We start from the raw sequence: 15,073 nt of genomic DNA, 5'->3' as shown, positions 1-15,073 counted from the left end.
ATGTTTCCTCCTTTTATAGGTCACAATGTTTTATATTGAGGGATCGATTGACTCCCTTAATAACTCTTTTGCGGCTCCTTCGTCTGTGACGAGAACCGTTCGGCGGGGTTTTTTGAAATAAGCTTCAATGGCTCCAGCCTTTGATGATCCACCTGCAACAGCAATGATGTGTGGAATGCTTTCTAAATCATCTAGCTGCATGCCGACGGAGTGCACTTTGTGGACGACCTCGCCATCACGATTAAAGTAATAGCCAAAAGCCTCTGTCACTGCGTCATGCTCATCAATCTTTTTTAAATCTTCAGCGGGTGTGTTTCGTCTCATCGCCATTGTTTTTGCTTCACCGATTCCATGAATGAGCATCGTGGATGATTTAATCGTTTGAAGCACTTCTTTGACAGACGGCTCTTCAATAATGGAAGAGTAAGCACCTTCTGACAGCTGTCCTGGAACAAACAGCAGTTTGTAAGTACCGGAAGCTTTTTCAGCCATGTGGGCACAAATGGTGTTTGCCTGATTTTTTACATTCTCCCCAAGACCGCCTCTCGCAGGGACAAACATCATGTCTCTGTTTTTGGCATCAGGGGTCATCATTTCGGCAACAGCTTCCATCGTCGTTCCGCCAGTGACGGCGACGATATTATTTCCAGTAAACCTTTTTTTCATACACTGGACAGCAGCTCTTCCCATTTCTTGCTTCACCCACGGGGATTCATCGCTGTCACCAGAAACGATGATGACTTCTTCTAGGCCTAATTTCCTCTTTAATGTATTTTCCAAAAAGGTTAAACCTAAAACGTCCTTCATCATTCCTTCAAGCATTTCAAGCAAAGCATGACCTTCAGTCGTCAGCATCATACCGCTCGTTTTGACATCCAGCAGATTTTGTTCCTTTAAGAACTGAACCTCAGCTCTTAAGATACGTTCACTCAGACCAAGACTTGTCGCAAGACTTCTGCGACCAATTGGTTCAGCTAATCTGATGTACTGCAAAATGTCGTAGCGCTTTTGCATAACTGTGAGAAGATCTGGTAATAATTTTTTTTGAGCTTCCAATAAACGATTCATGGCTAACGACCCTTTCTTTTCACGTTGGACTAAAAACGTCCCACTGTGACAAAAAACGTCCCGCCACAGCCAAAAAAAATCAATCCCTGCTTTCTTTAATTATTTTAACAGGATAATCTTGCATTTTCAACTCTTACAAACACATTTAGACAAAAAATAGACACATTTTGACCGATAACCTGCTTGTCATCTAGCTTTCCGCCATTTTATTTTTTTCAAACTATTTATTTTCTTCTATATTGAATGCATTTGTCTTTGAAAAGGTGCAGGCGGTCAGAAGCCGCCTGCTTATGTTTTCGGTATCGTTTCTTTCTCTTCATTAAATCGTTTCGCATCTTCCTTCGGTTTAATCTTGAGGTAGTAAATGATGTAGCAGGCGGCCATAAATGGAACTCCGCAATAAAGACCAATCCGCTGATCCTCAATAAAGAATAAACTGATAAGAACAATGCCAAATGCGATAAAGCCTGCTAATGGCACAAATGGATAAAAAGGCGTTCGGAAGACAAGATCCTTTACATCTCCGCCCTCTTTTATGAATTGTCTCCTAAAGAAGTATTGGGATAAACAAATCGACATCCAAACCACGACAAGCACCATACCCGAAATGGATATGAGCCAGACATATACCGTTTTTGGTGCTACAACACTCGTAAGCAGTGATAGAGCGGATACACCCATTGTCACCAATAAGGCATTGATCGGGATTTTACGCTTGGATAATTTTTTCGTGAAAACAGGTCCTTTCCCGTCTTTTGAAAGAGCCCAAAGCATACGTGATGATGCATATAATCCAGAGTTCGCTACAGATAAGACGGCTGTAATGATAATAAAATTCATGATATCTGCAGCGTATGGTATGCCGACCTTGTCCAACACCACAACAAACGGACTATCCACTGCGCCGGCGGTCTGCCATGGCAGAAGCGCTGCAAGAACCGCAATCGATAAAACAAAAAAGACCATCGTCCGCCAAATAATATTCCGAATAGAGCGCGGGAGTGTTTTTTCTGGACTTTCACTCTCCCCTGCTGCAATCCCTACAAGCTCTGTTCCTTGAAAGGAGAAATTGACTGTGACCATGGTTAATAAAATCGCAAAAAGACCATTAGGAAAAAGTCCACCATGATCCGTCAAATGACGAAATAGAGGGGCAGGTTCCCCACCTTTCAAATGAATCATTCCGAAAATTGCGCCAATTCCAATGATAATAAACAATAAGATCGCAGCCACCTTGATGGCCGAAAACCAAAACTCTGTTTCAGCGAAGCTGCGTGCCGAGATGGCATTAATAGCAAATAAGATGACGCTAAAGGCAAGACACCAAAGCCAAACAGGGATATCTGGGAACCACCTTTGGAGTAGAATACCTGCTGATGTAAACTCAAGTCCAATCGTACACGCCCAGCTAAACCAATAGAGCCAGCCGATCATAAAGCCCGTCGATGGACCAATATACTTCGTGGCATACTCCTGAAAAGAACCAGCTGTCGGCATCGCCACTGCTAATTCACCAAGACAGAGCATCACCAAATACATGAGCAATCCGCCAATGATAAACGAAAGAATGGCTCCCCCTGGGCCTGCCTGATGAATAATGAGTCCTGACCCAAGGAAAAGGCCTGTTCCAATGACCCCACCTAAGGCAATCATAAAGAGATGTCTACTTTTCATGGAACGCTCTAGTTCATTATGCTGTTCTGGCTTCAAATCCGCTTCCCCACTTTCACTCTTCTATTCATCAACCTTTGACAAAATTCGCCGTTCATTGAAAGAGAAAGGGAGAATTTGAAGGCTTCTCCCTTGATCATTTATGCTTGAAATAACGCTTCGATATGAGCGATTGCCCAATCCAAGTCTTCTTTTGAAATGGTGAGCGGCGGTGCAAATCGAATTACTGTCTCATGGGTTTCTTTGCATAACAGCCCGGCTTGCTTGAGCTTCTCGCAATAGGGTCTAGCTGCCTCAGTCAGTTCCATTCCAATAAATAGTCCACGCCCGCGCACTTCCTTAATGACAGGACTTTGAATGCGTGACAGTTTGTCTTTGAAATATTCCCCAAGCTCCAATGAGCGCTCGGCAAGCTTCTCGTCGATTAAAACATCTAGTGCAGCTAGCGATACTGCGCACGCAAGAGGATTCCCGCCAAAGGTAGACCCGTGAGATCCTGGGTTAAACACACCTAAAATATCACGATTTGCTACAACACATGAGATCGGGAATACCCCGCCGCCAAGTGCTTTACCAAGAATCAGCATATCCGGCTCAATGCCTTCCCAGTCGCATGCAAACATCTTGCCAGTCCGCGCTAATCCCACTTGAATTTCATCTGCGATCAATAACACATGTTCCTTCTCACAGATCGCTTTTGCCTCTTTTATAAAGCCCTCGGGCGGCATGACAATGCCCGCTTCCCCTTGAATCGGTTCAAAGAGAAAAGCTGCTGTTTGCGGAGTGATCGCTTTGCGTAACGACTCAATATCTCCATAAGGGATGAGCTTTATGCCCGGAAGCATCGGACCGAAACCTCTTTGATATTCTGCTTCCGAAGAAAGTGACACAGCCGTCATTGTACGACCATGAAAATTCCCGGTACATGCAATGATTTCTGCCCGATTCTCTTCGATACCCTTGACATCATAGCCCCATCGTCTCGCTGCCTTTATCGCCGTTTCCACAGCCTCTGCTCCTGTATTCATCGGCAATGCCATCTCTTTATTCGTTAATTTGCAAATCTTCTCATACCAAGGACCAAGCTGATCATTATGGAAGGCCCTTGATGTGAGTGTCACGCGGTCAGCTTGTGTTTTAAGCGCTTCTATAATGCGGGGATGGCGATGTCCTTGGTTGACTGCAGAATATGCACTGAGCATATCCATGTAGCGGTTGCCCTCAGGATCAGTCACCCACACTCCCTCAGCCTCTGAAATCACAATTGGCAACGGATGATAGTTCGCCGCACCGTATTGTTCTGTTTGATGAATCAATGCTTTTGTCTGTGTCATCGTGTATTCCTCCTTCTGTAAGCTTGCCTCTTTTTATGGGGTTCATCTTCACTCTTATGTTATGCAAGGATCATGCCAACTTAGTGATCGCTCTGTGCCTAGGATTGTTCTCACCTTTAACGCAGAAATATTTTGCATATGCAAATTTTTTTAGAGGAAACCGCAAAATTTTTCATGTAAAATAGAGGTAATGTCTGGAGGTGGCGCAAGTGAAAAAAGATCAGCATACCGCAAAGCTTGAAAATGAGATTGATCTATATAAACAAATGCTCGATTTAATTGATGTTGGGGTTCACGCCATTGACGAAAATGGCAATACCATTGTTTATAATAAAAAAATGATGGAGATCGAATCTTTAAAACGTTCTGATGTCCTTTATAAAAATGTATTAGACCTCTTTGTGTTTCAGGACGAGATGCACAGTACACTTGTCCAAGCGCTGCGAACCGGGAAACAAACGGTTCATGCAAAGCAGACGTATCACAACTACAATGGAAAAGAAATCACAACGATTAACCATACATACCCGCTCGTTCGAGACGGTTTGATTCAAGGGGCAGTTGAAATTTCGAATGATGTCACGAAACTGGAACGGCTCATTCACCACAATATGAAGAAAAAAGGAAACACACGCTTTACATTTGATTCAATCATTGGGGAAAGTCCTGCCTTTTTAGAAGTAATTGAACATGCGAAACGAGCCACACGTACCTCTTCTTATGTGCTGATTGTTGGTGAAACAGGGACGGGGAAAGAGCTATTTGCACAAAGCATTCATAATGGCAGCAGCCGTTCATCTGGACCATTTATTACGCAGAATTGTGCAGCGCTGCCTGATAACCTCATTGAAAGTCTGCTTTTTGGAACACAAAAAGGGGCTTTTACAGGGGCAACAGATCAGCCCGGTCTATTCGAACAAGCACAAGGTGGTACACTGCTTTTAGATGAAATCAACTCATTACACCCGGCTCTTCAAGCAAAACTATTGCGCGTCTTGCAGGAGAAGCGCGTGAGAAGGTTAGGCAGTACAAAAGAAATCGCCATTGATGTGAGAGTGATTGCTAATATGAATGAGGACCCTGTGGATGCGATCGCAGGTGGACGGATGCGAAAGGATTTATTTTACCGGCTTGGCATTGTCACCTTGTTTATCCCGCCGCTCTCTGAGCGAAAAGAAGACATCCCGACATTTGTGATGCATTTTATTCAAAAATATAATGAACTGTTTCAAATGAATGTGAAGGCGGCTGATGAAGAGGTACTTGCCCTGTTCCAAACTTATCATTGGCCAGGTAATGTAAGAGAGCTGGAGCATGTGATTGAGGCTGGAATGAATATGATGATGGACGAAACATACTTAAGCTTGCATCACCTTCCTTACCATTTCCGATTCAAGCAAGGAGAAGGTCATCCTAGTGAACACATGCAGATGAGTCCGGTGCAGCCTACAGCTGCAGCTGATACCTTCGTCTACACGAGCTCAGAACATACGACTGATTTCCAAACCCAAATGGAACGATTTGAAAAACAATACATCGTCCATTACTTAAATAAAATGGACGACAATATTTCACAGACTGCAAAGATATTGGGCATGAGCAGGCAAAGTCTGCAATATCGAATGAAAAAATTGCATATTTCTCTTCAATAATAGAGCTGTGCCCTTATGCGGCACAGCTTAGATTGTTGACAAAGGGCTAAAATGACCTTTATTTTAGCCCTTTGTCTTCTTTTCAGCGTGATAGAAAACCTTTGCAGTCTAGGAAGGACGAGCACTGGCACGGAGTGAATTTGACATTCGTGAGTACCAGCGCGCAGGACTGACAAAGAATGCGAGGGTTTGTCTACACGCTGAGCTGTGCCGCTTTTCGGCACAGCTTATTGTATATCTGGCTTTCCTTCCTGTTCTTGCAGCACATCACCAAGAAGTTGTTCTACTTTTTCCAAATGTGTGAGCATCGCCCGCTCTGCTTCTTCTGGCTGTTTGTCCATGATAGCTTGATAAATTCGTTCATGGTCCTTGTAAAGCTGACGTATGGACGCTTTTCTTGAGAATAACACGACTTTTCTTGTTTCTCGCATCGTTTCCATTAACAAGGTTGAGACCTGATTCATTAAAGCCTCTAGTAAATGATTCTTTGAGGCTTTGGCGATGGCAAGATGAAATGTGAGGTCTGCCTCCTCACCAATTTCTTTATGCGCTTCTGCACGCTTCATTTGTTCAAGTGCATCATGCAGTCGATGGAGGTCATCGTCTGTCCGCAGCAATGCTGCCTTTTTGACAGCACCTGATTCAATGATTGATCTCACTTCAAGAAGCTGCGCGATATCCTGCTGCTTCATCAAAAAAGCAGGAGATAAACAAAATGTGAGCTGCTCAGGATCGAACTGCTTCACATATGTGCCTTCTCCTTGCTTCATCTCTATTAATCCGATCGCTTTCAGAGCGGACAGTGCCTCTCTCACAGCGGAACGGCTGACTTGAAAGTTTTCAGAAAGTGCTTGAACCGAGTCTAGTTTTTCCCCTGGAAGTAGCTCCCCCGTTCGAATGGATTCGACTAATGCGTCCGCAATTTCTTCATATATTTTTTTCGTTTTAATTTGTTTATATTTCAATTGGTCTCACCTCATCACTGTTGTCTTCCTATCAGCTCATGCCCTATCTTATACTTTACCCCAAAACTCAGATCACACCTCTCCCCTTTTCTCAATTCTCAAGAAATCTTCGATCGCTCTTCCACTCATCAAAAAAGAAGCACGTGCCATTGTTTCTGGCATGTGCTTCTTTTTAATCATAGCGTTTCCGCAGCGTGGAAGACGGAAGGTTCATTTGCTCACGATATTTGGCAATGGTTCTGCGAGAGACACGGATACCAAAGGTTTGTTGAAGCTGCGTCATGATTTGCTGATCCGAATATGGTTTTTTCTTATTTTCTGATTGAATCAGCTCTGCAATGTGCGTCTTTACTGTGTAGCTGGATGCTTCTTCTAGCGAATGCCCTTCTAGTTTCGCTTGAAAAAACTGTTTCATTTCCATTAACCCATAAGGGGTCTGCACCATTTTTCCTTTGACTGTTCGGCTCACTGTCGACTCATGCACTTGTAATATATCTGCAATCCGCTTCATCGTAAGCGGTTTCATTTTATGCTTTCCTGTCAGGAAAAAATCAGTCTGTTGTAAGATAATCTCACGAACGACATTTGTCATCGTTTGTTTTCTCTGCTTCAGCGCTTGAACAAGCCAATTGTACTGCTGCTGCTTTTCCTTTAAATACGTGTATGCTTCATGCCGCTTTTGATCTTGAATCATGGCGAAATACCCTTCATTCATTTCAATGTCCGGAAAAGCACGCTGGTTCAGCTCGAATGTGATGTGACCTCCCGTAGCTGTAATCAACACATCTGGTTCTATATACACATCCTGGTCTTCATAACAGAAATGAAGGCCTGGTCTTGGTTCGAGAAGCGACACCTCATCTTGTATGGCCTGCAAGGTTTTCAAAGGTATACCTGTTTTTGCCGCGATTTCCTTCCAAGCCTTCCTTGCGAAAAGAAAGAAATGCCCTTCGATGATCAGCTCTGCTTCATACCAGCGATCCTTTTTTCGTCTAAGCTGGAGCAGGATACATTCTTGCAATGATCTAGCGCCAATACCGGCAGGCTCTAATGATTGAAGCTGATGAAGAACAGCTTCTACTTCTTCTGCCGAAGCCTGTAAAACAGCGGCCATTTGGTCAACCGGTTCATTTAAATAGCCATTGGAATCAATGGACTCAATCATGAAGTGAAAAATCCTTTGATTCTTTTCACTTAAATTCAAATCAATGGCCTGTCTCTTTAAATACATTTGCAGGCTTTCTTTTTGATGCGTACGATACGGCTCTGTCATTCGATCTTGCGTTCTTTTATGATAAACTGGTTGATAGCTGTCCGTGTCTTTCCGCTCAATCAGAGGGTTCTCAAGCGCTAACTGATCAAGATACTCACCCAGCTCTGCACAATTCAGTTGCAGCAGCGTAATCGCCTGCCTGAGTTCTTGTGTGAGTACCTGCTTTAATACTAGTTCTTGTTGCAGTTTAAGGCTCATTGTCTCCCCTCCCTCTCATCATTTTACATGAAGATTGACGGACCGTATATACGAAATAGGAGTGATTTCCATGTCTGAACTTTTTTCTGTTCCATACTTTATTGATAACTTAAAACAGCACATTGCTATGAATCAACATGAAGACAAGATTCATGCCATGAACGCTTATTATCGTTCAGTGGTTTCTACACTTGTGCAGGACCAATTGACGAAAAATGCTGTTGTCTTGAAGCGAATTCAGCATCTCGATGAAGCGTACCAAAAGGTGAAAAAAGAAAGCGAATAAATGGACGAAAAACAGCACCCTTTGTCACGATTGCAAAGGGTGTTTATCATGTAGGAAAAGCTTTTGATCCAGCTTCGATTTGTACATCATCAAAAAGCCGGACCGCCCTACAGTATAAATGATAAAGGCAAACCATAGTCCGTGATTGTGCCATATCGGAATGACTGCCGCTTGAACAGCCACAAACAAAATCATCGCAAACAGCATTGAATTCCTGACAGGAGCAATTTCTGTCGCACCTGTAAATACACCATAAATCACCAAGCCAAAACAAGCAGCAAACGGATAAAGAACGAGCCAATCGGCATATTGCAGTGTCACATCAAGAAGCTGAGGCAAATTTGTAAACAAGCTCAAAATCGGTACTTTAAAGAAAAAGTAACCTGTCGCAATGACACATGCCATCACAACTGCCCACTGTCTCGAAAGGGTTAATGTTTTATCATAAAGCGCTCGGTCGTTCGCCCCTACTGATCTGCCGACAAGAATACTGGATGCATTGGCAAATCCATCGAACAAATAGGCCATGATGTAGTGAATTTGAAATAAAATGGCATTCGCCGCCAATTGCTCCGTTCCGAAAGACGCTCCCTTCGCTGTAAACATGTTGATCACGACAAGCAGACAGATCGTTCGGATAAACAAGTCTTTATTCACATGAAACATTTTCTTTACTGCACGTGTGTCCGTCACCTGCCGGATAGACGGCATCCGAAAACCGTTTGACGTATGCTTCAAGATGATCCAGGCCCCTAACACAAAAGCAGTGAGTTCAGAGATCAATGTCGCCGCTGCCACACCTTTGACGGCAAAAGAGAACGCATGAACTAAGATCAATGCCAAGATCATATTCATGACATTGATCAAAATTTGTAAAGAAAGGGCTTCTTTCATTTTTGCCATCCCCATCAGCCAGCCGAGTATGACGTAATTCATCAAGGTAAATGGCGCTCCCCAGATCCGAATATGAAAATAGTCCGCTGCATATTCGCGCACATCAGCAGCAGGAGAGATGATCCATAATGCGGATTGAATAATGGGCCATTGAAGAGCAATAAAACAAAGCCCGACAATAATAGCCAGCAAAAAAGGCCTTAGAAAAGCAAGAACACCCTGCTCCTCGTTCTGCGCTCCGTTTGCTTGGGCGGCAAAAGCAGATGTACTTACCCGCAGAAAACCAAACAGCCAGTACAATGTACTAAAAATGAGACTGCCGACTGCGACGCCTCCTATATAAGCGGGGTTGGCAAGCTGTCCGACAACTGCTGTATCGACAGCTCCAAGTAATGGCGTGGTCATCGTTGAAATGGTTAAAGGGATCGCCAAAGCTAAATATGCTCGATGGTTCACGATGCCACCTGCCTTTCATGAAAAATAGCCTCTCTTAAAAGAGGCATTGAGGGAATGAAAAAGTTAACGAACCGGCCTGCCAATCGTTCGAGACAAAGGGTGGCTGGCGAGCGTTGCCTCCTTCATTTTCAGCACAGCTTCGTGCTCTGATATAAAGAAATCATCCTTCGATTGAAACTGAGCCACAAGCTCACCCTGATCAAGAATCGCTAATTGATCACTTAAATGATAGGCCGCTGTCAAATCATGTGTAATAAATAAGTATGCAAGCTTCAGCTCTTTCTTTAATTCGACTAACAAATCTAAAATGACTGCCTGCGTAACCATATCTAAGCTACTGACTGATTCATCCAGCACAATGAGCTTTGGCTGAAGCACCAGTGCTCTGGCGATGTTGATCCGCTGTAGCTGGCCGCCGCTAAATTGGTATGGGTACTTGGACAAATCCTGCTCACTGAGCCCCACTCTTTCTAACCAGTGAATCAGTATATGCTGACGTTTTTTTCGGGTCATTGGTTCATAGTTTTCAAGCGGCTCAGATAGAATTTGTTCCACTGTCCATCTTGGATTCACTGCTGAATATGAATCTTGAAATACCGCTTGTACATGCCGGCGGAAATGCTGATGTGTCCGCTGATCTGCACGAATGATATCCTGACCTTCAAACAGGACTTGTCCGCTACTTGGCTTCTCTAGTCCAAGGATGATGCGGCCGAGTGTACTTTTTCCTGCACCACTTTGACCTAATAATCCAAAACAAGTGCCTTCTTCAATGGTCAAATGGACGTTTTTCAGGACAGGGGCTCTCCCTTTTGTCCTCATCAGAAACGATCGGCTGCCATATGAATGACTAACTGCTTTCAATTCTATTAAATGCAACGGTCTTCTCACCTCAAATCGGGCAAACAGCTGGAATGGATGGACGAGCTGCTAAAAGTTTCTTTGTATAATCATGCTTCGGGTGTTCAAAAAGCTCAAGAACTTCAGCCTTTTCAACGATTTTTCCTTGTTTCATCACCACGACCTGGTCTGCCATTTCCGCAATCACACTAAGATCGTGGGTAATGAGCAAAATCGCCGTTCCGTATTCATGACGAATTTGATTCAAGTGCTCAAGCACCAGCTTCTGATTGTGTACATCTAATGCGGTTGTCGGTTCATCTGCGATGATCAGAGGCGGATGCATACAGGCAGCCATAGCAATCATGACACGCTGGAGCATCCCCCCGCTTAATTCAAAAGGGTACTTACTCAGTAATTGATCTGGATGCGGCAGGTTCATTTTCTCTAAGGCTTCAATTGCCTGGACCCGAGCCTTCCTTTTACTGACAGATGTATGCCGGCGGATTGTTTCAATCAATTGATGTCCAATTGTCCATACAGGCGTAAAGCTATTCATTGGATTTTGCATAATATATGAGAGATCTTTGCCACGAATAGACCGCATATGCTGTTCACTCAAACCGATCAATTCTCGACCTTGTAGAGTGATACTGCCAGTCACTTCCGTTGTTTTTCGATCAAGCATGTTTAAGATCGACATACTTGTCACCGTTTTTCCGCATCCGCTCTCACCAATTAATCCAACAATTTGACCGCGCTTTACCTCAAATGCTATTTCCTGAACGAGAGAAATGGTTCCTTGCGGCGTTTTCGTATGCACATGCAGGTTCTCTATATTTAAAATAGACTCTTCCAACTGACTCATTCCTTTACACACGACGTTTGATGCCATATTTCTCTGAAAGGGCTTCTCCCAGTAAGTTGAATAGAATGACCACAGCCATAATCACAAGGCCCGGATAAAGCATCAGCTGAGGATTTGTTTGAATATAAGATTTTCCTTCATGGATCATCGCTCCCCATTCAGGCGTAGGGGGCTGAACCCCTAAGCCTAGAAAAGACATGGCGGAAATGTCCATAATCGCCCAGCCCATTTCAAGTGTGCCCACAACCGCAAGTGGCGGCAGTACATTCGGAATCATATGCTTTCTCATGATATTCCAATGGGAAGTACCGCTAATCTTCGCAGCTGCAATAAAGTTTTGTTCCTTTAAACTAAGGACCATCCCTCGAAAGACGCGGGCGTAATACACCCACTGCACAAGCATCAAAGCCAGCACAACTTGAGTAAGCCCTGGTCCAAAAATACCGACTAATCCGAGGATCAGTACCAAATTTGGAAATGCCATGACCCCGTCGCACAATCTCATCAATACGTGATCGATCCAGCCGCCTTTATATCCAGAAATCAGCCCTACGATTAAACCGATAGATAGAGAGGAAACAAAGATTAACAACGCACATCCTAGTGAAATACGAGCACCATATAGAATTCGAGATAAATTGCATCTTCCCAATTGGTCGGTGCCTAGAGGATACTCCCATGAAGAACCCTTTAGCTTCATTGCAAGATTGACAGCCGCTGGGTCATGCGGAGCGATCCATGGTGCACATATCGTCACAATGAGCAGGAGACCGAGCAGCAGCACACAGATCGAGATCATCTTTTGATGATAGAAAAGATGTTTTACTTTTGTCATCATGGCTGGCGGCCTTCCTTTCTAGAAATACGGGGGTCAATGAGCAGCAGAAGAAGATCCACTATCAAGCTGCTTAAGATAAAGATACACGCCGCCATCAACACATAAAATTGAATGACCGGCAGATCCCGGTTAAAGATCGCTTCAATAAAAAATCGTCCAAATCCAGGCCATGAAAAAACAGCCTCTACAATAATGGTCCCTGTGAGCAGCTTGCCAAGATTCACGCCAAGTCCTGTCAGCATCGGTGATATCGCCATTCTGAAGACATGTTTGAACATAATCGATTGTTCCTTTAACCCTCTCATTCTCGCATATTGAACAAAAGGCTCGTGAAGCGTCTCACTCACACTCGCTCGCAATAATCTCGTATACATCGCAATTAACGGCACAGCCAGTGTAATGGATGGCAGTACAAGATGTTCCCATGTACCAACACCTTCAACAGGTAAAAGATCGAGTTTCACTGAAAAAAAGAAGATGAGCAAATACCCCAAAACAAAGGTCGGGATAGATGCTCCTAGGAAGGAAATCAACCGGCTCACATGATCTACAACGCCATTTTTTCTCACCCCGCTGAAAAAGCCCAGTGGAATACTGACACAAATTGCGATCAGCAGACTAGTGAACGCCAATTGAATCGTCGCAGGTATTCGATAGATCACCTCATCAAGCACAGGCTGATTGGTCATATACGACCGCCCAAAATCAAGACGGACGACTTTTTCAATCGTATGAAGGTACTGCATGTAAAAAGGTTCATCTAAACCAAATTCACTTCGTTTTTGGGCTAATACCTCATCAGTAGGCTGAATATGAGCCGCTGCTAAATATGCCTCCGCTGGATCAACTGGTGACAGATGAATCATGCCAGTTGTGAACAGTGTGGCTAGTAGAAATACAGGAATGATAGATAACATTCGTTTGATGATATAGCGGCTCATTTGCTTACCTTCCTTCTGTTACTTCAGCTTGATGCCTGTGAAAGGGTGTTCATCTCGATTCGCAGGGAAATCAAAGTCCTTCACATCTTTTTGATAAACAGCTGTCTTTTTAAAATAAGAGATTGGCACAATCGCCCCTTGATCTTGCAAGGAAGATAAGACGGACGAATAAAGTGCTTTACGTTTGTTTTCATTAGTTGTTGATGGAATCTCCGTCATTTCTTTGATCAGCTTATCTTTATTCGGATACGCTGAGATCGCCTCTTTGAATCCAAAACCATCTGATGAGACAACGTTCATAAATGTATGCGGATCATACGGCGCTCCATAATTGCTAAAGAAGTTCATATCAAATTTGTTCGCTTTAAACCGCTGAACCTGCGTCGCCAGCTCGACACCTTCAAGTTTGACGCCGACCCCAATGGCTGCCCATTCTGCCTGCAGTGTTTCAGCCATTGTTTTTTGAACCGATTCTGCTGAGTCATACATCATACTAAACTCAAGCGTTTTTCCGTCTTTTTCCCGTATGGTTTTTCCTTTTGGAAGCGTCCAGCCCGCTTCATCCAGTAAAGCCTTCGCTTTGTCCACATCATATTGGAAAGATTTCACCCGGATGCCTGACGTATATGGCATGTTTGTCGGCAAGATGTGATCTGCTACATCCTCTAAGCCAGAGGTCACACCTTCCACCAATGATGTTTTATTGATCGCATACTGAAGGGCGTGACGCACTTTCTCATCTGACAGCTGATCGACTTTTGTGTTCATGACAAGCTGTCTAGTGGCTATGGGCTCTGACATCTTCGTTTCATACTTGCCGCTCGCCTCTAATTGTTTAAAAGCATCGAGGCTAATCGTTCCTTCTCCATAAAGTAAATCTACATCGCCTTTTTCAAATGCCATCACTCTTGTTTCGGCATCTGGAATGACCTTCACTTTGATTTCTTTGACCTTTGGTTTCTCTCCCCAGTAGTGGTCATTTCGTTCAAAAATCGCGTAATCATCTTTTTTGTACGTCTTTAATACCCAAGGACCTGTCCCCACTGGTTTTTCGATTCCTTTTGACGTATCTCCGTTTTTCGGAAAACCTGCTTCGCCTAGGAAACGAACGGGGCGCACAACAGCTAACTCTTGAACAGTTGGATAATAAGGCTCAGTTAATGTGAGTTTAAACGTTTGCTTGTCCACTGCTTCTGTCTTTTTGATTTTCTTTATGACACCTAACCAGCTATGTACTTCTTTGTTTTTTAAAATCGTATCAAAATTCTTTTTCACAATATTCGCATTAAATTTAGATCCATCTGAGAACGTGACATTGTCTCTAAGATGGAACGTATACACCTTGCCATCCTTGGAAACATCCCATGATTTTGCTAATTCAGGTTTAAGCTTTCCATTTTTTTGATAGCTCACCAATGGTTCGTAAATCATGGATTGGGCAAACAATTGTGATGGATTGTATATGTGCGGATTCATTTCGCCAATATCTCTTGGCCATGCCATGGTGATCATATCGGGATGATCCTTGTCTCCACCTGCTCCATTATTTGCTTGAGAACAGCCTACTAGTAAGAAGATCAGTAGGATAGGTAATATTGTATTTATTTTAATTTTCAGAAATTTATTCCAAATAGACATAAGTTGCTCCCCCTAATTGATGCTGATAATCATTTTCATTTTAAGGAGGAAGGACTCTGTTGTCAATATCATATTTGATACGAAATGACAATGCATATTCCTTATTATTCCATAAATTAAGGGATTTGTTAAAAAGAGAGGCAGGCTGCTG

The 15,073-nt window shown here is 43.4% G+C and carries 13 protein-coding genes; 2 read left to right on the top strand and 11 right to left on the bottom strand.

The annotated features are described in order from the left end of the window. Window positions 1-30: 30 nt before the first annotated feature. The 3 genes from KFQ09_RS13005 to KFQ09_RS12995 all read right to left on the bottom strand — a co-directional run bounded on the left by KFQ09_RS13005 (window position 31) and on the right by KFQ09_RS12995 (window position 4,073). Window positions 31-1,068: a sugar-binding transcriptional regulator gene (locus tag KFQ09_RS13005; RefSeq protein WP_008347711.1), complete on the bottom strand. Its 1,038-nt coding sequence runs from the start codon at window positions 1,066-1,068 to the stop codon at window positions 31-33. Between the two features lie 288 nt (window positions 1,069-1,356). Next, window positions 1,357-2,742 carry an amino acid permease gene (locus KFQ09_RS13000; RefSeq protein WP_370648329.1) on the bottom strand — a complete coding sequence of 462 codons (1,386 nt, stop codon included), beginning with the start codon at window positions 2,740-2,742 and terminating at the stop codon, window positions 1,357-1,359. Window positions 2,743-2,879: 137 nt separating this feature from the next. Beyond that, window positions 2,880-4,073 carry an ornithine--oxo-acid transaminase gene (locus tag KFQ09_RS12995; RefSeq protein ID WP_255835735.1) on the bottom strand — a complete coding sequence of 398 codons (1,194 nt, stop codon included), beginning with the start codon at window positions 4,071-4,073 and terminating at the stop codon, window positions 2,880-2,882. Between the two features lie 209 nt (window positions 4,074-4,282). Here KFQ09_RS12995 and KFQ09_RS12990 point away from each other — a divergent pair, with 209 nt between their 5' ends. Then, complete coding sequence (locus KFQ09_RS12990) at window positions 4,283-5,725, top strand: sigma-54 interaction domain-containing protein (protein ID WP_017368078.1); 1,443 nt, start codon at window positions 4,283-4,285, stop codon at window positions 5,723-5,725. A gap of 227 nt (window positions 5,726-5,952) precedes the next feature. Here KFQ09_RS12990 and KFQ09_RS12985 read toward each other — a convergent pair whose 3' ends face one another. Both KFQ09_RS12985 and rpoN read right to left on the bottom strand, forming a co-directional pair. Then, complete coding sequence (locus tag KFQ09_RS12985) at window positions 5,953-6,690, bottom strand: FadR/GntR family transcriptional regulator (RefSeq protein WP_017368079.1); 738 nt, start codon at window positions 6,688-6,690, stop codon at window positions 5,953-5,955. Window positions 6,691-6,862: 172 nt separating this feature from the next. Beyond that, window positions 6,863-8,161, bottom strand: a complete 1,299-nt coding sequence (gene rpoN, locus KFQ09_RS12980; RefSeq protein ID WP_017368081.1) for an RNA polymerase factor sigma-54 — start codon at window positions 8,159-8,161, stop codon at window positions 6,863-6,865. 70 nt (window positions 8,162-8,231) lie between these two features. Here rpoN and yvfG point away from each other — a divergent pair, with 70 nt between their 5' ends. Beyond that, a complete protein-coding gene (yvfG, locus tag KFQ09_RS12975; protein WP_017359206.1) occupies window positions 8,232-8,447 on the top strand; it encodes a protein YvfG in 216 nt (71 codons plus the stop codon). A 24-nt stretch (window positions 8,448-8,471) separates the two neighbouring features. Here the strand turns inward: yvfG and KFQ09_RS12970 are convergent, their stop codons facing one another. The 6 genes from KFQ09_RS12970 to nikA form a co-directional block, all read right to left on the bottom strand. Then, window positions 8,472-9,797, bottom strand: a complete 1,326-nt coding sequence (locus KFQ09_RS12970) for an MATE family efflux transporter (protein ID WP_213407010.1) — start codon at window positions 9,795-9,797, stop codon at window positions 8,472-8,474. Between the two features lie 63 nt (window positions 9,798-9,860). After that, on the bottom strand, window positions 9,861-10,676 hold the full coding sequence (locus tag KFQ09_RS12965) for an ABC transporter ATP-binding protein (protein WP_129547824.1): 816 nt from the start codon (window positions 10,674-10,676) through the stop codon (window positions 9,861-9,863). 13 nt (window positions 10,677-10,689) lie between these two features. Further along, the gene (gene nikD, locus KFQ09_RS12960) at window positions 10,690-11,505 is read right to left on the bottom strand and encodes a nickel import ATP-binding protein NikD (RefSeq protein ID WP_197025605.1); all 816 of its coding nucleotides are present in this window, start codon (window positions 11,503-11,505) and stop codon (window positions 10,690-10,692) included. A gap of 4 nt (window positions 11,506-11,509) precedes the next feature. Beyond that, window positions 11,510-12,343: a nickel ABC transporter permease subunit NikC gene (gene nikC, locus KFQ09_RS12955; RefSeq protein WP_255835733.1), complete on the bottom strand. Its 834-nt coding sequence runs from the start codon at window positions 12,341-12,343 to the stop codon at window positions 11,510-11,512. Further along, window positions 12,340-13,284, bottom strand: a complete 945-nt coding sequence (gene nikB, locus KFQ09_RS12950; protein ID WP_017368084.1) for a nickel ABC transporter permease subunit NikB — start codon at window positions 13,282-13,284, stop codon at window positions 12,340-12,342. Before nikB ends, nikC begins: the two co-directional genes overlap by 4 nt. An 18-nt stretch (window positions 13,285-13,302) precedes the next feature. After that, window positions 13,303-14,922, bottom strand: a complete 1,620-nt coding sequence (gene nikA / locus KFQ09_RS12945) for a nickel ABC transporter substrate-binding protein (protein WP_255835732.1) — start codon at window positions 14,920-14,922, stop codon at window positions 13,303-13,305. Window positions 14,923-15,073 lie beyond the last annotated feature (151 nt).

The sequence above is a fragment of the Bacillus sp. FS02 genome (genome assembly GCF_024398395.1).
Lineage (GTDB): Bacteria > Bacillota > Bacilli > Bacillales > Bacillaceae > Bacillus > Bacillus altitudinis.
This window is presented reverse-complemented; position numbering and strand designations above follow the sequence as displayed.

Bases quoted from the DNA above. Each gene is read 5' to 3' on its own strand.
- nikD (WP_197025605.1), bottom strand. From the start codon at position 11,505: ATGAGTCAGTTGGAAGAGTCTATTTTAAATATAGAGAACCTGCATGTG.
- KFQ09_RS13005 (WP_008347711.1), bottom strand. From the start codon at position 1,068: ATGAATCGTTTATTGGAAGCTCAAAAAAAATTATTACCAGATCTTCTC.
- KFQ09_RS13000 (WP_370648329.1), bottom strand. From the start codon at position 2,742: ATGAAAAGTAGACATCTCTTTATGATTGCCTTAGGTGGGGTCATTGGA.
- nikC (WP_255835733.1), bottom strand. From the start codon at position 12,343: ATGATGACAAAAGTAAAACATCTTTTCTATCATCAAAAGATGATCTCG.
- yvfG (WP_017359206.1), top strand. From the start codon at position 8,232: ATGTCTGAACTTTTTTCTGTTCCATACTTTATTGATAACTTAAAACAG.
- rpoN (WP_017368081.1), bottom strand. From the start codon at position 8,161: ATGAGCCTTAAACTGCAACAAGAACTAGTATTAAAGCAGGTACTCACA.
- nikA (WP_255835732.1), bottom strand. From the start codon at position 14,922: ATGTCTATTTGGAATAAATTTCTGAAAATTAAAATAAATACAATATTA.
- nikB (WP_017368084.1), bottom strand. From the start codon at position 13,284: ATGAGCCGCTATATCATCAAACGAATGTTATCTATCATTCCTGTATTT.
- KFQ09_RS12995 (WP_255835735.1), bottom strand. From the start codon at position 4,073: ATGACACAGACAAAAGCATTGATTCATCAAACAGAACAATACGGTGCG.